The 23,155-nt window shown below is 50.4% G+C and carries 15 protein-coding genes; 12 read left to right on the top strand and 3 right to left on the bottom strand.

Annotation, left to right across the window (positions count from 1 at the left end):
* Positions 1-119 precede the first annotated feature (119 nt).
* Entirely contained in the window at positions 120-1,577 is a 1,458-nt protein-coding gene (gene pdxR, locus IEW26_RS18615) for a MocR-like pyridoxine biosynthesis transcription factor PdxR (protein WP_188593433.1), read from the top strand.
* A gap of 60 nt (positions 1,578-1,637) precedes the next feature.
* Positions 1,638-2,423, top strand: coding sequence for a helix-turn-helix domain-containing protein (locus tag IEW26_RS18610; RefSeq protein WP_111269460.1), 786 nt, complete (start codon positions 1,638-1,640; stop codon positions 2,421-2,423).
* A 352-nt stretch (positions 2,424-2,775) separates the two neighbouring features.
* Here IEW26_RS18610 and asd read toward each other — a convergent pair whose 3' ends face one another.
* Entirely contained in the window at positions 2,776-3,570 is a 795-nt protein-coding gene (asd, locus tag IEW26_RS18600) for an archaetidylserine decarboxylase (protein WP_111269459.1), read from the bottom strand.
* An 84-nt stretch (positions 3,571-3,654) separates the two neighbouring features.
* Positions 3,655-4,785, bottom strand: coding sequence for a YheC/YheD family protein (locus tag IEW26_RS18595; protein ID WP_188593432.1), 1,131 nt, complete (start codon positions 4,783-4,785; stop codon positions 3,655-3,657).
* Between the two features lie 354 nt (positions 4,786-5,139).
* Here IEW26_RS18595 and IEW26_RS18590 point away from each other — a divergent pair, with 354 nt between their 5' ends.
* A complete protein-coding gene (locus IEW26_RS18590) occupies positions 5,140-9,879 on the top strand; it encodes a WIAG-tail domain (protein WP_188593431.1) in 4,740 nt (1,579 codons plus the stop codon).
* 147 nt (positions 9,880-10,026) lie between these two features.
* Here the strand turns inward: IEW26_RS18590 and IEW26_RS18585 are convergent, their stop codons facing one another.
* The gene (locus IEW26_RS18585) at positions 10,027-11,592 is read right to left on the bottom strand and encodes a M4 family metallopeptidase (RefSeq protein WP_188593430.1); all 1,566 of its coding nucleotides are present in this window, start codon (positions 11,590-11,592) and stop codon (positions 10,027-10,029) included.
* Positions 11,593-12,157: 565 nt separating this feature from the next.
* On the opposite strand from IEW26_RS18585, the gene IEW26_RS18580 reads away from it, so the two are divergent.
* The 9 genes from IEW26_RS18580 (at position 12,158) to IEW26_RS18540 (ending at position 22,931) form a co-directional block, all read left to right on the top strand.
* Positions 12,158-13,108, top strand: coding sequence for a glycosyltransferase family 2 protein (locus IEW26_RS18580; protein ID WP_188593429.1), 951 nt, complete (start codon positions 12,158-12,160; stop codon positions 13,106-13,108).
* A gap of 121 nt (positions 13,109-13,229) precedes the next feature.
* Positions 13,230-14,348, top strand: coding sequence for a glycosyltransferase family A protein (locus IEW26_RS18575; RefSeq protein WP_229729926.1), 1,119 nt, complete (start codon positions 13,230-13,232; stop codon positions 14,346-14,348).
* Positions 14,345-15,118 (top strand): glycosyltransferase family 2 protein, encoded by a 774-nt coding sequence (locus tag IEW26_RS18570; protein WP_188593428.1) that lies wholly within the window; start codon positions 14,345-14,347, stop codon positions 15,116-15,118. The genes IEW26_RS18575 and IEW26_RS18570 overlap by 4 nt, the downstream gene beginning before the upstream one ends.
* The gene (locus IEW26_RS18565; protein WP_145405346.1) at positions 15,115-15,846 is read left to right on the top strand and encodes a sugar phosphate nucleotidyltransferase; all 732 of its coding nucleotides are present in this window, start codon (positions 15,115-15,117) and stop codon (positions 15,844-15,846) included. Before IEW26_RS18570 ends, IEW26_RS18565 begins: the two co-directional genes overlap by 4 nt.
* Positions 15,847-16,031: 185 nt before the next feature.
* Positions 16,032-17,372, top strand: a complete 1,341-nt coding sequence (locus IEW26_RS30395) for a GT-D fold domain-containing protein (RefSeq protein WP_229729925.1) — start codon at positions 16,032-16,034, stop codon at positions 17,370-17,372.
* 65 nt (positions 17,373-17,437) lie between these two features.
* On the top strand, positions 17,438-19,093 hold the full coding sequence (locus IEW26_RS18555; RefSeq protein ID WP_229729924.1) for a glycosyltransferase family 2 protein: 1,656 nt from the start codon (positions 17,438-17,440) through the stop codon (positions 19,091-19,093).
* Positions 19,094-19,627: 534 nt separating this feature from the next.
* A complete protein-coding gene (locus tag IEW26_RS18550; protein ID WP_110897414.1) occupies positions 19,628-20,491 on the top strand; it encodes a hypothetical protein in 864 nt (287 codons plus the stop codon).
* A gap of 49 nt (positions 20,492-20,540) precedes the next feature.
* Positions 20,541-20,990 (top strand): hypothetical protein, encoded by a 450-nt coding sequence (locus IEW26_RS18545; protein ID WP_145405344.1) that lies wholly within the window; start codon positions 20,541-20,543, stop codon positions 20,988-20,990.
* A gap of 597 nt (positions 20,991-21,587) precedes the next feature.
* Positions 21,588-22,931 (top strand): LLM class flavin-dependent oxidoreductase, encoded by a 1,344-nt coding sequence (locus tag IEW26_RS18540; RefSeq protein WP_188593427.1) that lies wholly within the window; start codon positions 21,588-21,590, stop codon positions 22,929-22,931.
* Positions 22,932-23,155 lie beyond the last annotated feature (224 nt).

Genomic DNA, 23,155 nt, shown 5'->3' with positions numbered 1-23,155 from the left:
TAACGATAAAACGAATATTGACAGCTAAATAGATCCAATTTACATTCAATTTTATAGTCCAATCTGGAAGAAGGATCAGTGCAAGCACAACTGACAAGTGAACAAAAGGGGATGCTTACATGGAATTATGGCTGCCGCTTGACTCATACGAGCTCCAGCATCGTTACAAATATCAGGCGTTATATTACGCACTGCGGGATGCCATTCATTCGGGTACACTGGAGGCAGGAGCACGGCTGCCCTCTACACGTGTGCTGGCGAAGCAGTATGAACTGTCACGCGGCTCGGTAGCCCAGGTATACGATATGCTGCTTGCGGACGGGTATGTTCAGGCCTACCGGGGAAAAGGCACTTATGTAACAGAATCGTTATCCACTCATTCTGACCAGCAAACCGACGCGGTGCTGCCTCTCTCTCCATGGGGTGAACGATTGCTTGCATCGGCGGCAGTTGATAAACGATCCCTTGAAGAGACGCAGTCAGGACATGAGTCTGTGATTAACTTTCGGATGCAGCGTCTGCAGCACGATCATTTTCCTGCGGCGGAGTGGAAAAGTGCGCTTGCCGCTGTTCATCGCAGCGGCTGGAGAGAGCCGGCAGGTGCTGCCGGGGACCCGGAGCTGCGGGAAGCCATTGCCTCACATCTCCGCTGGACACGCGGTATCCAGACAGAGGCATCCCAGATCGTGCTTTTCAGCGGATCGATACAGGGCATTACGTTGATCTCCCAGCTGTTCATTGCTGAAGGAAGCCCGGTCGTGTTGGAAAATCCGAGTTATCCGGGCATCGTTCATGCAGTCAGATCCTGTGGTGGTCAGGTCATTCCAGCGGAAGTGGATGAGGGTGGCATTATCCCGCAGCCGTGGCAGGCACAGATGCTGTTTGTTACGCCGACAAGACAATTCCCGACAGGAGCAGTGCTGGGTCTGGAACGAAGACGAGCGCTGCTAGCTTGGGCATCAAAGCAAAATGCCGTGATTGTTGAGGATGATTATGACAGTGAGTTTCGTTGGGGCGGGCGGCCGATCGAACCGCTCAAGGTGCTTGACCACGAGCAGCGTGTTATATATATCGGCTCCTTCTCGCAGACGATGCCGGCTTCGTTCCGATTAGGTTATGCGGTACTGCCGCCCAGTCTTGTGGAGCCGCTACTGGCTGCCAAGGCGTTGTATGAGCCTGTATCACCGGCACTGCTGGAGCAGCGTGCACTGGCCAGGTTTATGGCAAGAGGAGACTATATGCGCCATCTTCGCAGGCTAACCCGGCTGTATGGAGAGCGACATGATTTTATGGTGCAGGAGATGGAGCGGTGTATGCCCAAGGCGTTCACGCTGCTGCCCGGGGATGCCGGGCTTACGATCTATGCGGTCTGGAATGGGGATCGGGCCAGTTACGAATGTTTTACGAAGCAGGTTCATGAACAGGGAATATTGCTTCGGGATGTGGAGCGATATCGCTTGATGCCGGGGCATGATGCGGTCTGTTTCGGGTTTGCTCATCTGGAAAAAGCAGAGATTCGTGAAGGCGTGCGCCGAATGCAATTCGCATGGGAGAAGTGCACATTTTCGTTTCGTTGAATTCCGCTGTATAATGGGATAAGTGTGTAAAGAGATTAACTTTCAAGGGGGAGTGGCGACATGCTGCAGGCATCGCCGTCATCATTTATTATTTTGCCCGCTGTCGCTAAAATTGTCTGTGAACCGGGCTGGAAATGGCAGAAGCGGGAAAAACCGATGCAAAATTATGATTTATTTTACGTGTGGAGCGGTGAAGGCACGGTTATTCTGAATGATCAGCCTTACGAGGTTGGCAAAGGGAGCTGTTTTCTGTTCCGTCCCGGCGATCATACAAGTGCAACACATAATCGGCAGAAGCCGCTTGTGCTGACGTATATTCACTTTGATGTGGACGGGCCTGTGACTGATGTGCCTCAGTCTTATCGCGAAGTGCAGGAGACGGTGGAATTCGAGCATCTGCTGGCACGGTATGTGCGGTTGTTTTTATCCGACGTGTACGGTCGTGATGAAGAAAGCAAATTGATTCTGAAGCAGCTTATGATTCATTTGCTGCGTGCAGATACGGAAGAACCAGTGGAGAAAAAGGTAAGCAACCAGCTGTCTGATGTCATCCAGGAGGTTGCCAATTATGTTCGCCAGCATCCGGGGATTACACATCGTGTAGAGGATCTGGCCGCACGGGCCGGGCTTTCGCCACGTTACTTTTCGATCAAGTTCAAGGAACTGGTCGGCTCATCGGTGCAATCCTATATTATTCGTATGCGTATTGAACGGGCGGAGCATCTGCTGGTGCATACCGGCATGAATGTGACCGAAGTTGCGGATGCACTGGGGTATCGGGATATCTTTTTCTTCAGTCGTCAGTTCAAGCAGTATACAGGTAAAAGTCCGTCCGAGATTCGTTAACTGCCCATCCGTGTCTTGCTTCTAACCCGTATCGCCATCGTTTCATTGCTGGATTGCAGGGGTAAGTAACTAGCAATCCAGATGACCATAGAAGGAGGAACAGGTGATGATCAGAAGAAAAAGACGGGTCCGCCACCGCAGAAATTCGATGAGGGGATACAGCATTTACCGAAATCGTATGCGCCGGCTGGTGCGAGTGGAGGAACCGCAGGATATCTGGTTTTAACGTTAATTTAAACAGGTGATTCAGGCGAAGCGTGGCTCCGCCATGCATGTATACAAAGCATAAATAAAGAGGATGGCACACCACCTGCTTCCAGTGGTGTGCCATCCTCTTTATTTGCATATTCACTTATGACTGCTTAGGCTTCAGGCGGCCAAGTAAAGAACCCATTTTCACGGAATCTCCCGGCTTCAAGTCAGATGCTGGTTCGAAGGTGCCTGTCTGCATGAGCAGTACAACGGTGGAGCCGAATTCAAAATAAGCCAGATCGTCTCCCTGAGCCCAGGCGCGGGCATCTGCATCCGCATATTGAATACTACTCACGTTCATCGCCCCAACTTTGACAACCGCTACTTCACCATAATCATGTTCAATATACGTAATGAGCCGTTCATTTCGGCTGAGCACGGATTTCATATGGGTAAGCCCAAAATCATTGACAGGATAAACCTTGCCCTTGATGTGCTCACTCTCCATTTTGCGACCGCTGACAGGTGCATGAATACGATGATAGTCACGCGGGCTGAGATAGAGCACAAATACGTAGCCATGCTTGTACTTCTCCAGATGCGGAGAATGATTTAATAATTCAGCAAGTGTATAATTTTGTCCCTTAACATTCAGAATGGTTCCAGCGGAGATCGGGCCGGCCGCTGTAATTTTGGCATCAACGGGGCTGATCAAAGCATGTTCTGAAGAATCCAGCGGGCGCATCCCGGGTTTTAATTTGCGAGTAAAGAAATCATTCAGGGAACGATATTCCTTCCAGTCTTTCTCGGCTTCCTGTGCAGGGATGTTGTAGGTCCGGACAAAATATGGGATAAATGCTTTGCTTCCCCGGCTTTTGGAGAAGGCTCCCACGGTCCGGGAGATCCATTTGCGCGAAGATAGCTCGGTCATTAATCGCAACAGCGTTTTTGCCATGAATATCCCCCTTAGGGTTAATACAAACTTCAAGGCCGCAAAAGCGGCCATTCTGCATAATATTGACACAAATCACGAATGAAATCAATACAATCCGCGATCATAGGTCTGCGGCTGTCTTGGAATGCTGAATTTCTGATCCAGCAGCAGACGTCCATATGCCATCGGTTTGCTGTAAGTCAGCTGCCAATGCTCCCTCATTCCTGCTTTGCGAAAACCATATCGCTGGTCTCGTCCATTGCATTCAATGAAGAAAATGTCTCCCCCTCGCGTAATGCCAAGATCAAGGCCCAGATCAGCAAGATGTGGCAGACTGGCACTCAACGTGTGCGCAATTCGGGCAGCTACTGCGGCAACTCGAGCTTCAAGGTGAAACAGCCCGGTTCCTGGCTCATTTAGCCCTAATGCCTCAGAGACGGTCATCACTTTCCCGCCCTGGGCGATGTTGGTGACAAACGTATGGGCGGGTGCTGCCTTGGCAAACATGCCTGTTACGCTCCATAACCCGTCACCACCACGCTGGACGGATACCCTGAGATCGACAGGTCTCCCCTCATGCCGGATGAGTGGGATGCGTTCTTCAATCAGGTAGGCGTGACGGAATATCCGCCGAAGTGCAGCGGAAGGCAGCTGCCCCCGATTCAAGCGAAAGGTTGCCCATCCGCTGCGCGATGCTCTGGTTTCACAGGTCAGCTTCCAATGCCCCTCCTGCTGAAACAGCCGCATAATGCCATGACCGATGCTGCCACTAGACGGTTTAATGATGAGATCATTGTAATGCTGCATCATATAGGCAAGGGATTCGGGAGTTGCTTTGACGGCATAGGGGAGATGTGCTCTCAAAAAAGGGTCCTGCTGCAGCATGTCATGTACATGATGCTTGTGGTAGCGATTACGTACGTTGTAGACCTGAATGCCTTGCAGCAGTAAACGTGTGATCTGTCGCTGCTCCGCACTCCGAAGCTGAAGCGCCCGGTTATGAATAACAGAGGGCAGCGTTATGCGCTCACGGACGTATTGCCCCTCTTTTTTCACATAAGCCCTACACACCTTACGTTCCAGATCGATATCTTCCAGCCGTAAAAAGCAGGGTGTTAATCCGAAGCTGGCTGCGGCCAGCTCATAATTAGCGAGTGATTCCTGACCGGTCCTTCCGGCCGGTATCCCCCGGTACATGCGTGAATCGAACATGATGCCGATCGTTTCTTGAGGCATGACCGTTCCTCCTTCGTTGTTATCGCGACCCTCCATCGTTGTCCTCTCGGCACGCCGGTCTGCCTAGTGCTTGGCTCTGACATCGCGATAACACTGACCGGTGTGCAGATGCATTCCAATGCACCCGTGTATGCTCAGACACCATATCCTATGAGCGGATCAGGAATGGGGCGTGGACAGCCGCCTTGTCTCTTGTTTGTGTTCAGCCTATTTACTGCCGGACAGGCATGGACTATGGTCTGAATTCGCTTATAGCAGATTGTAGATATGCAAAAGTCGGGTCAGAAATGTGGCAGATGCCCAGAATGAAGCATATGATGCCGGAGACGAACGTTAGAGGAAGGAGCTGGCCTCATGAATAAGAAGGGCAAAAAAAAGATTTTAACGCCGAAGCTGCCTCATATCAGTCCAAAATTCAGGGAACTGGAGCTAACCGATCGGCGGATTGAATCCACAAAGTTGGAAAGAGCAGTGAAAAAGGCAGAGAATTCGGTTTCGGACACCATTGCTACCGAAGCGGCTGCTGCCGAAACGACAGAAAAGCCGGAAGCTGTCACATCCGGGTCCGAGTCCGAGTCCGTGCAGATTAAACCGGAAGTCGTTATGGAATCGGAAGCTCTCAATAAACCACATTCGGAAGAATTATCACCTGAAGCTCCAAGCCTGAAACAGAAAGAGGATACTATCCAGACGACTGTGGAAAGAGAAATTCATATCAGCAGCATTGCTCCTCCTCAGGAAAAACAGGAGGATGCGAGATGGCTCGCCGGCAAGCAGCATCTGGAACAGCTGAATCAGAACCGGATGCCTGGTCATGAGGGACATTATATCTATACGGATGACATCAGTGATTTTGCTGTGACCGAAAGCAAGCTGGCGCCCTTTGCAGTAGATGCATCCAAGCTGAAATCAGGGGCAGTAGGCAGTGAAGCTTTGCAGGATTATGCAGTGACGAGCATTCATATTGCTGACGGTGCGATCGTATCTGCTAAGCTTGCCGAAGCTTCCATTGCAGAGGAGCATCTGATTGATGGCTCTGTATCCGGTCACAAAATCAGAAATGCCTCGATTGCCGGGGATAAAATCCGGGACGGCAGCATCACTTCACAGAAGCTGAGCAATCAGGTTATTGATGCAGCCAAAATTGCGGATGGCTCGATTGGAACGAGACATCTCAGTCGTCTGCTGGTCACTGAGGACTTGATTCAGAATCAGGCGGTAACCGCGGACAAAATTGCGATCAGCGGTATCGAAACCCGCCATTTAGCCGGCGGCGCAGTGCATACGTCAAAGCTTGCAGACGATGCAGTCACGAGTGCCAAAATTCGTGAAGGTGCGGTGACTGGCAATAAAATTGAAGATCAATCCATTGATTCACGTCATATTCAGGCCGGCTCGATTAAACAGTCTCATCTGGCAGAGGCAGCAGTAGGACGTAATCAGCTGTTAAGTGGCAGTGTCGGCAGTGAACAGATCGAGGACGGAGCTATTCAAACCCGCCATGTAGCAGAGCATGCCTTAAATGGAAAACATCTGGTGGATGGTTCGATCGGAGCGGCACAGATTCGAGCTGGTGCAATCGGCAGTGAGCAGATCGGCAGTGCCGAAATCGGCACTGAGCATCTGGCTAATGGTGCGATCAGCAGCAGCAAGCTTGCAGATCAGTCCGTGGGAACGGCTAAATTGCTGGAGCAGGCTGTAACTTCTTCAAAGCTGGCAGACCAGAGCGTTATTGCTTCCAAAATTGCCGATGAAGCCGTGCAGGGGAAACATCTCGCCAAAGGTTCGATTCGTGCAGAGCATATCGCCAATCGCGGTATTACACCCGTTCATATCGATAATGGAGCCATTCATTCGATTCATCTGGCCAACAGCAGCATCGAAACAGCCCATCTATCAGAGGAAAGTGTATCTGCTGATGCGCTGGCAGCTGGATCGGTTCTGGAGAAACACCTGACAGAGTCATCGGTTGGATCATTTCAATTACAGGATGAAGCGGTAACGACTTCGAAGCTGGCAGCCGAAAGTATAACGTCTGAAAAACTTGGACCCGGCTCGGTAAACGGCAGAGTTCTGGCTTCGGGTGTGGTGAGCTCCTCCCATCTGGCGGGCGGAGCCATTACAGCAGCACATCTGACCCCAGGCAGTGTGGGCTCGGAGGCACTTCGTCCGTATGGAGTGAAATCCGAGCATCTGACAGAACGTGCGGTAGGTGCACCACATCTTCAGCCGGGAAGTGTTCAGACAGACACCGTGTCACGTGCAGCCATTACAACCGACAAAATAGCACCGGGCAGCATCAATTCCGCACTTCTGGCGAATGGCTCGATCTTTCCGCCGCATCTGACAGACCATGCCGTGACATCACCTAAACTATCACCTGAAAGTGTATCCACGGATAAGCTGGCAGATCTGGCGGTTACCTCGGCAAAGCTTGCTGACGGCAGCATCACTTCCTCCAAAATTATGGCGGAAAGCATTGTTGCCAAACATATTCCTGCGGAAACGATTCGCGGATATCATCTGAAGCAGCATGCTGTTTCATTGGAACATCTGTCGGATGAGGTACGCAATCCCGAACTCTTTGCCAATGGCAGTATTCCTGGAAGCAAGCTGCGTCCAGCAGCAATATCGACAGAACATCTGGCCTCTGGTTCGGTATCCGGAGAGGCATTGCAGCATGGAGCAGTAGGCAGCGAGCACCTGCGGCAGGATGCTGTCGATTCACAGCACCTTGCTGACGGCAGCATCAAGTCCGAGCATTTGGCTGCTCAGGCCGTGAATGGTGCTCATCTAAAGGCAAATGTAATAGACAGTGAGCACATTGCCGAACAGGCGATATGTTCCCGTCATCTGGCGGCTGGGATTGTGCAAAGCGGACATCTTGCGCCACTCTCTGTATCGGAAGCACATATGCAGCCGGGACTGATCAGCGGACTGCATCTGCAATCAGAAGCTGTAGGTGCAGCTCATTTGCAGCAGGGCGCGGTGCATTCTCGTCATCTTCAGGATAGAGTGGTGCTTTCGCACCATATTCTGGAGCGTAGCATCGGGACTGAACATCTGGAGGAGGAATCGGTTAGCACTGCACTTCTGCAAGATGGTGCAATTACTGCATCCAAACTGGCGGATAACAGTGTGGACGGAAGTAAACTTGCAGATGGCAGTGTAGATGACAGTAAGCTTGCAGAGGGCAGTGTAGACGGCAGCAAGCTTGCAGAAGGCTCGGTAAGCAGCAATCATTTAACGGCAGAGAGTGTGCAGGCTGCGCATATTGCAGCAGGCGAGGTCCATGGGGATCATATAGCGGATAGCAGCATCACTTCCTACCATCTGAGCGAAGACGCCGTAGGTACAGTTCACCTGCAAGATGGTGCAATCACCGCCTCCAAACTCGCGGATAACAGTGTGGACGGAAGTAAGCTGGCAGATGGCAGCGTAGATGGCAGCAAACTTGCAGAAGGCAGTGTAGACGGCAGCAAGCTTGCAGAAGGTGCAGTAAGCAGCATTCATTTAACGGCAGAGAGTGTGCAGGCTACGCATATTGCAGCAGGCGAGGTCCATGGGGATCATATAGCGGATAGCAGCATCACATCCTATCATCTGAGTGAAGAAGCCGTAGGCACAGTTCACCTGCAAGATGGTGCAATTACCGCCTCCAAACTCGCGGGTAACAGTATGGACGGAAGCAAGCTGGCAGAGGGCAGTGTAGATGGCAGCAAGCTTGCAGAAGGAGCGGTAAGCAGCATTCATTTAACGGCAGAGAGTGTGCAGGCTGCGCATATTGCAGCAGGTGAGGTCCATGGGGATCATATAGCAGAAGGCAGCATCAGTTCCTACCATCTGAGCGAAGAAGCCGTAGGCACAGTTCACCTGCAAGAAGGTGCAATTACCGCCTCCAAACTCGCAGATAACAGTATGGACGGAAGTAAGTTGGCAGAGGGCAGTGTAGATGGCAGCAAGCTTGCAGAAGGTGCAGTAAGCAGCATTCATTTAACGGAAGAGAGTGTGCAGGCTGCGCATATTGCAGCAGGCGAGGTCCATGGGGATCATATAGCGGAAGGCAGCATCACTTTCTACCATCTGAGCGAAGAATCCGTAGGCACAGTTCACCTGCAGGATGGCGCAATCACCGCCTCCAAACTCGCGGATAACAGTGTGGATGGAAGTAAACTTGCAGAAGGCAGTGTAGACGGCAGCAAGCTTGCAGAAGGAACGATATCATCGGTGCATCTGGCTGATCGTGCCATTGACGGCAGCAAATTGAGCGAACAAAGTATTACGTCTGATCACTTGAATGAAGGCATTGTAGGTACAGCTCATTTGAGCGAAGAAATCTGGAATGCGATTCGTCAGGTCAGTGCAGAGACGTTGGAACAGCTTGCCGACCTCAAACGTCAGGAAGCGATGCAGGAAGTTCAGCAGTTTATGCAATCCGTTGGTATGCAAAATGAAGGCTTGTTCACCTGGGGAGACAATGGAGAGGAATCGCCGGAGGATAACGATGCACAGAATGCGTTCCAGGTGGGAAACTGGAAGCTGCAGGAGCTGCTGGGGTTAGCCGATGAATATGAGGAGCAAGCCGTTTTGACAGACGGTGAGCACGCTGCGGAATGGCCAGAGCCTGAGGTAATACAGACAGGAGAGAATATCGCGGCTTCAGATGAGGCCGACTCTGAACGTCCCGAAGCGGTTATTCCCGTAGCGTATACACTTGAGCCTCAATCAGTGACACAAGAGCATCTGTGTGATGCTTCTGTAGGCAGCGAGCAGTTGCAAGCCGGTGCTGTGCATGCCGAGCATCTGGCGTTTCAGCCTGTGCGCAGTGTAAGCAAACAGCCGGTTGTGCAGCAGTTTGGAATGGAAGCCTTTATTTTGCCAGAGGATGAGGCTTGCACGGAGGTCACGATTGTTTTTGAAGAATCATTTGATTCGGAGCATTATGTGATTGTGGGTATGAGTAATGATCGCGGATTCCAGGTGTCGCTCTTATCTCAGAGTGAGGATGAAGCGGTGCTGGAGATTACCCGCACAGCAGATTGCAAGCATACGTACGGTTTGTTGTCATGGATTGCAGCGGGACCTTCAGCCTGACCGTTGCCTTAACATTTGCCTGTAAGGTCTGAATTTGATATATGCATAGATAGAAGCGGTGTCCGGCAGTTGTTCCGGGCACCGCTTCTGCTATTTGCCGTTATGACCGTTCGGACATGAGGGGAGCGAGACGGTCGGTTTTCTTTTTTACAAACCTACCGCTTGATAAGCTTTGGTGATGGCCGTAGCTTCAGCGGAATTGGCACCGTACAGGTCCTTGGCTGCCTGAATTGTCGCTGTTTTGGCTGCTGCGAATTTGGAGGTTGGCGTCAGGTAGTTCACAAGCGTGCTATAGAAAATACGAACTGCTTTATCCCGGCCGATGCCGCTAACCGTTACACCGTTATGTGTGCCGCCTTGGGCTGCAAGATAATAGGCTTTGTTAATGATACCACTGTTTATATGCACACCGCCGTTATCCTGCGTACCTGTATAGCGGTCACTGTATTTGTCAGGTTGATCATACAGCGTAGGATTGGACAAGGAGCGCAGTGCATCCCCCGGAATGTTAGGAGTGTAGATATCATCGCCAAGAAGCCAGTTTTTGCTCTCAATTGTATTCCCCATAATATCGGCAAATGCTTCGTTCAGAGCCCCGGGTTCATTGCGATACTCCAGATCGGCTGTATACTCGATGACCCCGTGTGTTAATTCATGACCGACAACATCCAGATCAGCGGAGAAAGCACGGAACAATGAGCCGTCGCCGTCACCAAATACAATTTGTGCCCCGTTCCAGAAGGCGTTGTTGTAATTGGAGCCATAATGCACCGTAGAGCGGATCAACAATCCGTTACCGTCGATGCCGTTGCGGTTGAATTTATTTTTGTAAAAGTCATAAGTTGCTGCTGCATAAGCATGTGCATCTACAGCTGCACGGTCTGTCCATATATTGTTGGAGCTGGTAAGCAGGGTTCCTGGCAGAGAGGAGCGATTGTTCGCTGAATAGGTTTGAATGCCGTTACCACGAGTGGTGTCTTTCAATTGGAAGGTGCTGCCGGATTGCGTGGTGGTCAGCGTTTTGGTGTCACCCAGCACGCCAGTACCTGTACCTGTGGCAAAGTTGATGATATCAAACTGGGATACGATGCTTCCGTCCAGGGCGTTAATGAAATACTTGGTTCGCAGCGGAGCAGGCTCGAGCACGTTAACTTCTGTAATGTAAACAAGATAGGTTTGACCGTCTTCTTCATGATGATAAATATTTAACTCGGCTTTTGGCTCAAGCTCCGGTGCGCCCAGCTCGCCAATACGGGAGGTTGCTTCTTTCTCAGCGGCTTGGATGGCATCCTCTGCACTGATTGCGGGAACGCCATCATTCGGGATAGCCTGTTCTTCAATTGGAGGAAGATCGCCGAGTGCAGAGGTTACTGCCCCGTTCTTGTCCAGATGAATTGTTTGTTCTGCACCGTATACCGGAACACCTTTGATGTACTGCTTCAGACGAAAGTGCCTTACGCCGGAAGTGTCCGTGCTGCGTTTAATAATTTTGAGCTGGCCTTTGACATCGGCATTCAGGAATTGCTCCTGTTGCCCCAGGTAATTGTAAATGGTTTCGTCCGGATTATTGGTCAACAGTATACTCTCCTCGGAGGTGTATGGAGCCTCAAATGGAATGGATGAATCAGAGATCGGGGCAGCGGCAGCAGGGGACACGGAAGCAAGCAGCAGTGCTCCTCCAAGAATCGTTGGCATAACTTTGGCAAATTTCATCGTTTACTCTTCCTTTCCGGATCAAATTTTAATAAAAAGCGATTATGCCTATCTCGGCTGGTTGTCCGTCTGCATCGGGCAGGGCGGAGTGTGGAGCTTGGATGAGAAGAGGGGCTAACAGAAATGTGTGAATAACAGTTATGGAATGGCATCACTCCTTTCAAGGTTGTTACAATTGCCAAGTACACGGCGGGAGAATAAGACGAATGGCTATAACTAACCAAAGGTCAATAAATGAATGGAGAAAGCGAAGTTGGGAACGTGAGTTCCTAAGAAGGTTAAAATTGTAAATATCATCGGCTTGAATCGTATAGTATCACAGTGTAAAAGTTTGGAAAAGATGTTATGTCAGCTTTTTAACAAAATTGTGTCTAAAGACGGGGAAACGATGTGGAATCTGATTTTTTTGACGAATTTTGTCAAAATTAAAGGCTTGTTTTGCATCAATCGATGCTTAGAACCTGCATACAGCAAGGGCAAAAGCCGTTTCCACTGCTCCACGAATACATAGAATAACGTGTACTCCCTTGGCATGATCAGGATCGATTTGCGGGAGGTGAAATGGTTGCGGAAACAACGGATTAAAGCCCGTTTTGCAACAAAAACAGGAAATAAACGCTCCGGAGGGGCGGCAAGGAAAAAACAAAAGTATTCTGGGAGGAAAAAGGGTACAAAGGCCTACGTGCTCATCGCACCCGTCACGGTTGACGAGGCTGCTCAAGAGAAGGGGAAGCCTGTTCGTGATGATAGGGAAACGGTTCACCGGATCGGGGAAAATGCTCACGGGCCTCTGCTGTCCGTTATTATTCCAGCGATGAACGAGCAGCGTACCATTGCGGCTGTAGTCCATGAATGCTTGCGAATATGCCGTGATGCGGAGGTGCTGGTTATTGTGAATGGATCAACCGATGCTACGGCCAGCGAAGCAAAGCGGGCAGGAGCACGTGTGATTCAATATGCAGAAGCGCTGGGGCATGACGGGGGACGCAGAGCCGGGGCGGCAGCTGCAAGAGGGCAGATTCTGCTTTTTACCGACGCGGATATCAAGGTTCCGGCTGAACATCTTGCACCATTCGTGCAGGCAGTGCTGAAAGGTGTTGATGTTGCGTTGAACGATTACAACGGCCCGGTGACACGAAATCCGGTGCATCCGGTTGTTGAAGCGAAACATATGTTAAACAGTCTGCTGTGCAGATCCGATCTTGGCGGGGCTTCCATGACAGCCGTTCCGCACGCCATCAGCCGCAGAGCACTGGAGATCATTGAGACATCCTCTTTGGAAATTCCACCGCTTGCTCATGCGAAAGCGATCGTTGGGGGGCTTCGGGTGCAGGCTGTTCATCATGTGCCTGTGGGAAGATTGAATGCGGTTCGCAGCAAGAAACGAAGCAAAGCTGATCTGCTTAGCCAACTTGTGCAACAGGATCATCTGGAGGCTATTCGCTGGATTACCGATACGCGTGGTGCGCGAGGCGGTTTTCCAGACTTACAGCGTGTTCGCAGTTTGACCATATAGAGGGACGAACAGCTGGATGGTGAGCGAGGTTATGACCAGCTGCGGTAGGGGAGAGGGATAGGTAAGTCGCAATCGTGAATGGGGTTCTGTGCCGGCTGCAGTATGATCGGAGGTGACAGCAATGAAAACGAGACCAGAAGCAGCGGTTCGCAGACACACGGTGGCCAGGCGGACGTCCGCGAGAAGGTTACAAAGCAGGCCCCTATCCGGGAAAGGCACAACACGCAAGCTTCGTCAGAAGAGCAGTCGAGGAAAAGAACGGCAGCTGGGACTGGACCTTCGTTCGTACTGGCGAGCGGGCAGACTTGCAGGCAAATCTTCGACGATGGATGCCGATCTGGTGAATCAACATGCTGGGGCTGCATGGCAGGCTTACGCAGCGGATCAACCGGGACTGGAGCAATTGGAGGATGCGATGCAGGCGGGAAAAGCATTTATGCAGGGGTATGCCCAATCCTCTGGCCGTTCGCCAGACATTCTACCGCTCGCTCTCCGCCATACCGCCGCTGCAGTAGTCTGTGCCTGCAATGAGGAACGAACGCTGGGGCAGGTGCTGATCCAGCTGAAACGATTGCCCTTGCGTGATATTGTAGTTGTATTAAACGGCACGACAGATAACAGTCTGGAGCGGGTGCTGCAGCAGCCGGGCATTACGCTTGTGTATGAACCAGACCGGGCCGGACATGATGTAGGGCGTGCACTGGGAGTCAAAATGACGGATGCGGAGACGGTTCTGTTTGTAGATGGGGATATGGTCGTGCCTGCCGAGGAGCTGGCGCCTTTTCTCTTCGCTGTTGACCGGGGACAGGATGTTGCACTTAACAATCTGACCTCTTTGCTTCCTCCATTTGCCAAGCAGGATGAGGTCAGCCGCATTAAAGCGTATTTGAACCATACGCTGGGCAGGCGGGAGCTTGGCTCGAATTCGATGACTGCTGTGCCGCATGCTGTATCCAGACGTATGATTGAGACGGTGAAGCCTGCTTCACTGGCGGTTCCACCCAAAGCGCAGATGCTTGCCATCCTGCATGGGCTGCGGGTATCTGCTCCGAGTCAGGTGGACGTCATCCGCTCCAATCGGCTGCGCCCCGGGAATACAGGGAGCAACAACGAGGTTGCCAGACTGATTCTGGGTGATCATCTGGAAGCGCTGGCCGTCTGGCTGAACTCAGGTGGGAACGCTGCCCGGTTGAGTGTTCTCTCCCGGGCAGAGGTTGCATACAGGAGGAACGCGAGATGACGCTGACGAGCATAATCATACCGACGTATAACGGACTCTCACTGTTAAAGCCTTGTGTGGAGGCCATTCGAACATATACAGGGGAATCGACACCATACGAGATCATCGTGGTGGATAACGGATCGACGGATGGAAGTGCCGAGTTTTGTGCCAGAGAGCGCATACGATTTGTTCGTCTGCCTGAGAATCGGGGTTTCCCGGCGGCCTGCAATGCAGGGCTGCGCGCCGCCTGCGGGGATGAACTGCTGCTGCTGAACAACGATGTTACCGTGACATCCCGCTGGCTGGAAAATATGCGGGCAGCACTGTACAGTGCCGAGGATGTGGGCATCGTTGGTCCGGTGACCAATTATGCCAGCGGCATTCAACAGGTGCAGATAGAGTTTCGGGATATGGCACATTTTCAGGAGCTGGCTGCTGCGAGCAACGTTTCGGATGCGTCGCGATGGAGGGAAGTGCGGCGAATCGTCGGACTGTGCATGCTGATGAAACGAAGTGTGCTGAATGCGGCTGGATGGCTTGATGAAGCGTACTCTCCGGGGCATTATGAAGACGATGACTACTGTTACCGGGCGAGACTGCTGGGATTTCGACTGCTGGTATGTGGGGATGTACTCGTACATCATCAAGGCAGTGCGAGCTTTCAAAAGACGGATCCGATCGAATGGAAACAACTGCTGGAGCGCAACCGTTCGATTTTTATCAATAAATGGCATGTCGATCCACTTGAATATATGGACATATCCGATGAAGGAGGGAACAAGATATGAAAGGTGTAATTCTTGCCGGCGGCACAGGGACCCGATTGTACCCTCTGACCCGGCTTATCAATAAACATCTGCTTCCCGTCGGCAAACATCCGATGATTATGTATGGCATCGACAGGCTTCGTCAGGCAGGGATTGAGGATATTCTGATTGTTATTAATAAACATTCCGCAGGCTTGTATACGGAGTATCTTGGAGGCGGAGCGGACCACGGGGTCAAGCTAACCTATCGCATTCAGGAAAAAGCCGGCGGCATTGCTGAAGCGCTCGATCTGGCATCTACTTTTATTCTTCCGGGCGAAAGATTTGTGGTGCTGCTGGGCGATAATCTGTTCAGCGATGATCTGAAGCCTTACGTGGACAGATATATGCAGCAGCCTGCCGGCACCGCACGTGTACTGCTCAAAGGGGTGGATGATGCGCGACGGTACGGTGTGCCTGTTTTTGACGAGCAGCATCCGGAACGTATCGCATATATTGAGGAAAAGCCAAGCCAGCCGAAGACCTCTTACTGTGTAACCGGCATATATATGTATGATGATCATGTGTTTAATCTGATTCATAACATTGTACCTTCGGCCCGCGGAGAGCTGGAGATCACGGATGTCAACAATCACTATGCATCCAGCGGCGGACTGGAGTACGACATTTTGCAAAAATACTGGAGCGATGCTGGCACATTTGAGTCGCTTCAGGAGGCAGCTGAGCGTATGAAGGGGCAGCTGCCATAACGGATATAAACCGATAGTGCAGCCGCTGTGCGGTGCCAGATCGACACAGATGATCGATGCCAAGCTTGCGCCGGAGCCTTGAAGATAGCTCCGGCGTTTTGCGCAGCGTCAGCGGCGATCCTTTTCCATGTTCAAGGAGGGATTGATGTGAGAGCAGGAAGCAGAAGGAGTGCAGGTAAAGCAGGGTGTATAAGGCACGTGGCGGTACAAGTGGAGAATGCAGGGAAGTGGGGCATGTGAAGGGCGCAGGGAGAACAGGGAGCAGAAAGAATGCAGGTAAGGCAGGTGGTGTGAGACGTGCGGGCGGAGCTGGCGGTGTGATAGCTGCGGGCAAATCAGGCAGAGCCCGAGCTGTGCCCCATGCGGGCAGGGCGGCGCGTGCCAGCCGTGCAGCGCTGGCTGGCCGGGCACAGGGCCGCCTGCGCCAGGGCTCGGCCCAGCGCAGGCACGCCTCCGCGCAGGGCCGCCGCGCCGCGGCCCGCGCCAAGCAGCGCACGGCGATGCGCCGTGCGCCACAGCCAGCACCGCATGCAAGCTCGCCACAGGCGATGCCTGCCCGCGGTGCTGGCCCCGCCCCGCGCCAGACGACACACCCGCAGGGTGTCGTCGCCCTGCCCGCGGGGCGGGAAGGCGCTGCCGCGAGTGCGGGCAGCGCAAACGGCGTGCCGCCGGCGGCTGCGCAGCAGGCCGCGCAGGCGGCAGTGCCCGGCGGTTACGCCGCGGGTTACCGCGACGGCGTATACGCCGGGGGCGAGGCGCTGGTGGCGAAGCACATCCCGCCGGATCACATCCTGCCCGCTGTTGCAGCGTCAGATTTGATCGAGGCGGGCTTCCGCCAGTATGCGCCCAGCCTGACCCGGCTGGCCAGCCCTCATGAGCTGGCTGGTCACATCATTGCGGCGCTCGATGAGCAGCGCCCCCTGTCTGTTGTTCGCCTCGGGGATGGCGAACTGCTTACGCTGGCAGCAGATACGGTGCTGCCCGCTCTTGAAGTGCAGGAGCTGGCACCGTTTCTGCCGTATGCAGGGGTGCCATGCTCCACGCCGGACATCCGCGCGATGCTTGCGGAAGCTATCCAAGGTGCGGACTGGGTGGGAGTACCCATCTCACGCGCACCTACATTTCAAGGACTGTTATTCCCGGTGCTGCGCCATTTCGGGATCAACTGGTCCGGTCTGAAATTGACCAGCTCAACCATCAATTACAGCCTGCATCATTCGCGTTTGCTGCTTCCCATCCTGCAAGGACGGAGGGTGCTGCTTATCGGCAGTCAGGCAGCAGATTTGGGAGTGCTGCTGCATCAGCATGAAGTACAGATCGCAGGTATACTTCCGTCTGTGGCGGGTATGGCGGATATTCCGAGAGTGATGCAGCATGCTGCGGAGCATACCTTTGATATTGCGCTAGTTGCAGCGGGCATTCCGGCAGTGGTGCTGTGCAGACGTATTGCTGGCGAACTGGGCAAAGTGGCTTTCGATTTTGGACATTTGGCCGACAAACTGGTGACAGGAGAGCTTCAGTTCTAGCAGATCGTCCTGAGCAGGGGATCAAACGGGCTTTGCTGCGGGACGGGTGGAATGGAGGAAGCAGCATGAAGAAATCGAAAAAAACGTCTCATCACACATGCAACGCACGAAAAAATAGAATAAGCGGCTCGCAGGAAAGCGGTCAAAGTAAAAAGTCTGCACCATCAATGAGCAAAGCTGCTCATCGTACCGAGGCATCGGCTACCGCTCTGCTTCATGCAGCAGGCAGCCGTCATCGACGGTTGTCCTCACGCAAAGGCAAAAGAAATGCTCGAAGCCTTCGAAGCACCAAGCTTTATAATCAGGGTTACAACCGAGGTTATGAAGACGGGGTGCGTCAGGGACAAAATTCATTTGGCCTTGTTTTTGAGGGCGTGAGCATTATCATCCCGACCTACAATAAGCGTGATTATGTGCTGCAATGTGTGGCGAGCATCGAGAAACATACCCCCGCTCCCTACGAGATTATTGTGGTCGATAATGCCTCACGGGATGGCACGGCAGAAGCGCTGCTTCGTCAAGGGGGGATGGTAAGAGTTGCTGCACTGGAGAAAAATCGGGGCTTCGCCGGGGGCGTTAACGTTGGTCTGATGATGGCCAAAGGACGACATATTGTCGTGCTGAACAATGATACGCTTGTTACACCAGGGTGGCTTGATAATATGATGGCGTGCCTGAACAGTGATCCGCAGATCGGTGTAGTGGGCCCTGTGACGAATTATATTGGCGGGGATCAGCAGATTGAGGTGCCATATCATGATGTGAAGGAGATGTGGACCTTTGCTGCCAGCCAAAATCGCCCGGATACAGGCAAACATCGGTTGACAGACCGACTCGTTGGATTCTGCTGGCTGTTCTCGAGAGAGTTGTTTGAGCGTGTAGGTTATCTGGATGAAGGGTATACGGTAGGCAATTTTGAAGATGATGACTGGATTGTACGCGTGCGTATGCTCGGATATCGTCTTGCCGTGGCGGGGGATGCGTTTATTCATCACTACGGAAGTGTAAGCATGAAAGAGCTCGGAGAACAGCAGTTCAACACAGTGAATCAGGGAAATGAACAATTTTACAGCGAAAAATGGGGAGACCCCCACACGCTCATTGCCGAAACCTCCCGGCTGATACAGTCAGAGCATGCGGACAGCCAATCGCGATCCTGGCGGAACGTCCCCTTAGCCAATGAAAAGGGAGATAAGCATCATCTGGCAGCAGGCTTTGATTTGGAAAAGGAAACTTCAGTATCCTGCCTAAGACGCAGCGGCGATTTCTATCCCGAAGAGGCATTGCTTGTTGATCTCAAGGGAGATGTTTACACCTTAAAAGGCAGGAAGCGACGCAAGCTAAACATTCCAGTTCCACGCGGCATTTCGCCTGTTCTGGTAGCCAAACCAGATCTGCTCGGCATTCCCGCAGGTGAGCCAATTAACGCTTCAGGGGATATTCGCAGCTGGCCGTTTGAACCGGCGCATGCACAGCCTGACATAAATTCGGATGCAGGCAAGGTGGCTGCCGAAGGCAGCATCGTTGCGGCTTCCAATGCACTCGAAGTATGGTATCAGATCAGTGAAGGCAAACGCAGAAGGTTTGTGTCGGGTTATGCTGTGGAACGCTGGGGGGTCAGCTCCAGACATGTACAGCAGATACCAGTCGAACTGCTCCACGCGATCCCGGAAGGCTTGCCCATTATTGCGCCACCGCAGCTGCTGACCCAGGACCTGTAATGACCGCCGCTCGCGGTTTGAAGCAGTATTTGAAACATGCGGAATAAACAGCACAGCAGAGTAAGCAGCTTTAGGCTGACTTACACGCTGATCTGTTCATTCCGCATAAGGCTTTGCTACATAATAAAATGTTGCCCCTAAGGCAAGTGAGTAGAAATGAGGAGGTAGATGTTACAGAAGCGAAGCAATGCTGGATGATTGGATTAAGACTATAAAGACTTTAATAACTTACGACATTTTAAGTAATGCACTGAGCTATGAGAAGTCTGGATAGTGGGTGAGGGCGCTAAATGATGATGATATCCTTTAGTACAAAAGCCTGCAAACTTATGCTTAACAGCGGAGGCTGGAAATAGATGTAGAATAAATCTTCATAAATTTGCTAGATAACAAACTAGGACGTTTTAGTCATATTACAGAATGAAAACAATTTCTACTGTAATAAATATTTATATTATACCACATAAACCCTTTATGAAAGCGTTGTTATGTGATAGGGTGAAAAGGAAGAAAATATAAAATGGAGGTATTAATTTGAAAATCAAAAAAAGGATGTTTGGTTCGTTATTGTCTCTTATACTTGTGCTACAGATGTCTCCAGTAAACGCTGAGGATAACACTTATGATCCATTAACAGAGTCATTTACTGTAACCAAAGAATTTTTGAAGGAAAAGGCAATACAGGAAGGAAAGCAATTAAACGTTGCTGAATATGAAAATAAACTTGAAAATGCAAAGACTCAGTCTGAGATAGAAGATTTAATGGAAATGATGAATGATTATTCAGTATATACAGAAATCGAGTATCAAAATAAGTTATATAGTTTTGATAATAGAGATAGTTTTGATCATACTGTAACTTTAATGGCGTCTCCTGGAGACACTAGGTTGCGTACAGAATATTCTTATGGTGCACAAACCTTGTATGGAAATGAGCAAGGGGATTTAAATAAGATGGGTAATAAGCTGATTCAGATTGGAGCAGGCATGACTCATCCTTACGTAGGTGCATTTATGACAGTTGTAGATCTATTAATTAAAGAGAATGAGTACGACAGTTATAAAAGTACTATTGTTAGATCGCTGCACGACTATGTAATAATATATAAATATGTAGATGTTTATCAGTGGAATGGTTTCCAATATATATGGGCTCCAATGGCGACATCGACTAAGAAAAATACTTCTGCACAACTCAATGTTGTTTATTACAAAAATTCAATACGATATACACCAAGAAATTTTGATTTAGGACAAATCTCAGGGCAAGCTGGTAATTACTTTTATGACGAAGAAAGATTAACTTCACTTGCAAAAAATACATTGTCTCCCTTGTATTATGGTTACCAGAGTGGGACTGTTATACCTGTAAATGTATATTGGAAATTTAAGTATTGACTTACTTATGGGGAGGGGCTATCTCCAGTTAATAGTTTGGAGGCTGAAAATGAAAAAAGTGCTTTTTATTACTTTATTAAGCTTATTCATTCTCTCAGGGTGCAGTACTCATGAACAAATAGACATTAAATCACCATCTTACATGTATAGTGAGAACTCCGAGATAGGCAGGGACGTAAGAGTGAGTTTGAATGGCACATTGAATAAAAAGGATGATGTTTTCGAGGGGGAATTATCTATCGATGATATTGTCTTCAAAAAAGTCATTTTCACGCATAATACGTTATTAATCTCTTATGAAGGTTCAAAGAGAACAGTCCTGGGCGATATTTATTTTGATAAACAGGCGAATCAATATGCAATTATTGTTACAGAACCTGAATTATACACGAAATTAATGCATGCAAAATTCCAGAATAAAGGTTTGGTTATCAGTTCTCCGGCATCAAGTTTAGCAGAAGCAAAGATTATCGAGGCGAAATTAAAAGCAATGGAGTGAGTATGAGCTCACTCCTTTTTTGTCCTACATTTTCTTGAAATCGTCTAACAAAGTTCTGTTGTTTTCCGACACTACCTATTTCCAAAAAATAAAATACAATTTTTCTATGCTGTTATAGGAGTATTCTATTAGGAGATCCATTGACCCAGAGAGCGCGCGGGAGTACATTATAGCCATAAACCGACTTATCAGATGGGAATTATTGATTTAGTTCGTCTGAATAAGAGGAACCGACACTTTAGAAACCAGGGAGGTATATCGATGTCATCATCCAAAAAAACTGGCTCAGTTGCTGGAAAAGGTAGATGAAGCAGCTGCTGTGTGAACAAAAATGCATTCTGTTTTGCGGCCTCATCCCCTTATATACATTTCAATATCGTTATAGAAAAAATCTATTAGAAGCACGGTTGACCTGTTTGCAGGGCAGTGATAAGCTGTGTGAAATTAAAACAAACCAAACTAATAGGAATAGTATATTTTAGCGGCGACAGCAGGTTTCATAATTTTCAATTTGTATTTGTACGACAGAAGCGGCGTTCATTTTACGACCCGATTTTACTCTTGTACAATAACTTATTTCAGGAAGGCGGAGGGCATATGACAGCAAAACGTAGTTTGAAATTTGGAGCGATCATTCATGGTGTAGGAGGAAGCAACACCACCTGGAGACACCCGGAGGTATTGTCTGATGCGAGTGTGAACTTCGGGTTTTACAAACGTCAGGCCTTGAAGGCAGAAGAGGGCAAGTTTGATCTGGTTTTCATCGCGGACGGACTGTATATTACCGAAAAATCTGTTCCCCACTTTCTCAACCGCTTTGAGCCGATCAGTATTCTTTCCGCTCTCGCTGCGGTAACCTCACGCATTGGCCTGGTCGGCACACTTTCCACATCCTACAGTGATCCGTTTACAGTCGCCAGACAGTTCGGTTCCCTCGATCTGATCAGTGATGGACGTGCAGGCTGGAACGTTGTTACGTCCCCGCTCGAAGGTACTGCGAAAAATTACAGCAAAAGTCATCATCCAACACATCCGGAGCGTTACCGCATTGCCAAGGAGTATTTGCAGGTGACCAAAGGATTGTGGGATTCCTGGGAAGATGATGCATTTGTACGAGACAAGGAGAGCGGTGTATTCTTTGATCCCTCCAAGCTGCATACGCTGAATCATGAAGGCGAATTTTTCTCGGTACAAGGGCCGCTTAATATCGCTCGTTCGCGGCAGGGACAGCCGGTTATTTTCCAGGCAGGTTCTTCGGAAGATGGCAAAACGCTGGCCGCTCAGGAAGCGGATGCTGTATTCACCGGGCATGACAATATTGAAGATGCACAGGCGTTCTACAAGGATGTGAAAACAAGAGCTGCTTCTTATGGTCGCTCATCACAGGATATCGTCATTTTGCCAGGCATCAATCCCATTGTGGGACGCACGGCAGAGGAAGCCGAGCAGAAGTACCAGGAGATCGCGAGTCTGGTTACGATTGATAAAGCACTGGATTATCTGGGACGTTTCTTCGAGCATCATGATTTCTCCCAATATCCGCTGGATGAACCGTTCCCGGAACTGCATGGCATTGGCAGCAACAGCTTCCGCAGCGGAACAGACAAAATCAAGAAGGATGCAAAAGAGCAGGGGTTAACGTTGCGGGAAGTTGCTCTGCGGGCCGCAACACCACGGAGCCAATTCCTGGGTACACCGGAGCAAGTGGCCGACAAAATTCAGGAATGGTTCGAGGCAGAAGCAGCAGACGGTTTTATCATTGCTTCTGAACTGCCTAGCGGATTGTCCGACTTTGTGGAGCTGGTTGTGCCTATTTTGCAGGAACGCGGTATATATCGCACGGAATATGAGCATGACACGCTGCGTGGCAATCTGGGTGTACAGGTGCCTGTAAACCGCTATACCGCAGCCAGAACACAGGAAGAGTCGAACGTCATCTAATCAAACGTCATGTACCTGTTTCATGTATGTTTTCTAAACGCGGTGACTCCAACCTGTACTCATAATCCGATACATTCGGATCAAATAACGGTTCAGTGCAATAAAATTTTAGCCCAGTCCAGTCTATCGTGAAATGAAGCATAAATGCATCTGGAGCAGGAGTTAATCCAGTTAATAGAGTCTTTCACGCCATAAAACCTACTTTTCTCATAGGAAATATAAAT

Source organism: Paenibacillus silvae, from assembly GCF_014639235.1.
GTDB lineage: Bacteria > Bacillota > Bacilli > Paenibacillales > Paenibacillaceae > Paenibacillus > Paenibacillus silvae.
This window is presented reverse-complemented; position numbering and strand designations above follow the sequence as displayed.

What these genes read in the sequence shown, in the direction of transcription:
- IEW26_RS18540 (WP_188593427.1), top strand. Translation starts at nt 21,588, where the DNA reads ATGACAGCAAAACGTAGTTTGAAATTTGGAGCGATCATTCATGGTGTA.
- IEW26_RS18610 (WP_111269460.1), top strand. Translation starts at nt 1,638, where the DNA reads ATGCTGCAGGCATCGCCGTCATCATTTATTATTTTGCCCGCTGTCGCT.
- IEW26_RS18575 (WP_229729926.1), top strand. Translation starts at nt 13,230, where the DNA reads ATGAAAACGAGACCAGAAGCAGCGGTTCGCAGACACACGGTGGCCAGG.
- IEW26_RS18565 (WP_145405346.1), top strand. Translation starts at nt 15,115, where the DNA reads ATGAAAGGTGTAATTCTTGCCGGCGGCACAGGGACCCGATTGTACCCT.
- IEW26_RS18555 (WP_229729924.1), top strand. Translation starts at nt 17,438, where the DNA reads ATGAAGAAATCGAAAAAAACGTCTCATCACACATGCAACGCACGAAAA.
- IEW26_RS18545 (WP_145405344.1), top strand. Translation starts at nt 20,541, where the DNA reads ATGAAAAAAGTGCTTTTTATTACTTTATTAAGCTTATTCATTCTCTCA.
- IEW26_RS18570 (WP_188593428.1), top strand. Translation starts at nt 14,345, where the DNA reads ATGACGCTGACGAGCATAATCATACCGACGTATAACGGACTCTCACTG.
- IEW26_RS18585 (WP_188593430.1), bottom strand. Translation starts at nt 11,592, where the DNA reads ATGAAATTTGCCAAAGTTATGCCAACGATTCTTGGAGGAGCACTGCTG.
- IEW26_RS18590 (WP_188593431.1), top strand. Translation starts at nt 5,140, where the DNA reads ATGAATAAGAAGGGCAAAAAAAAGATTTTAACGCCGAAGCTGCCTCAT.
- asd (WP_111269459.1), bottom strand. Translation starts at nt 3,570, where the DNA reads ATGGCAAAAACGCTGTTGCGATTAATGACCGAGCTATCTTCGCGCAAA.
- pdxR (WP_188593433.1), top strand. Translation starts at nt 120, where the DNA reads ATGGAATTATGGCTGCCGCTTGACTCATACGAGCTCCAGCATCGTTAC.
- IEW26_RS18595 (WP_188593432.1), bottom strand. Translation starts at nt 4,785, where the DNA reads ATGCCTCAAGAAACGATCGGCATCATGTTCGATTCACGCATGTACCGG.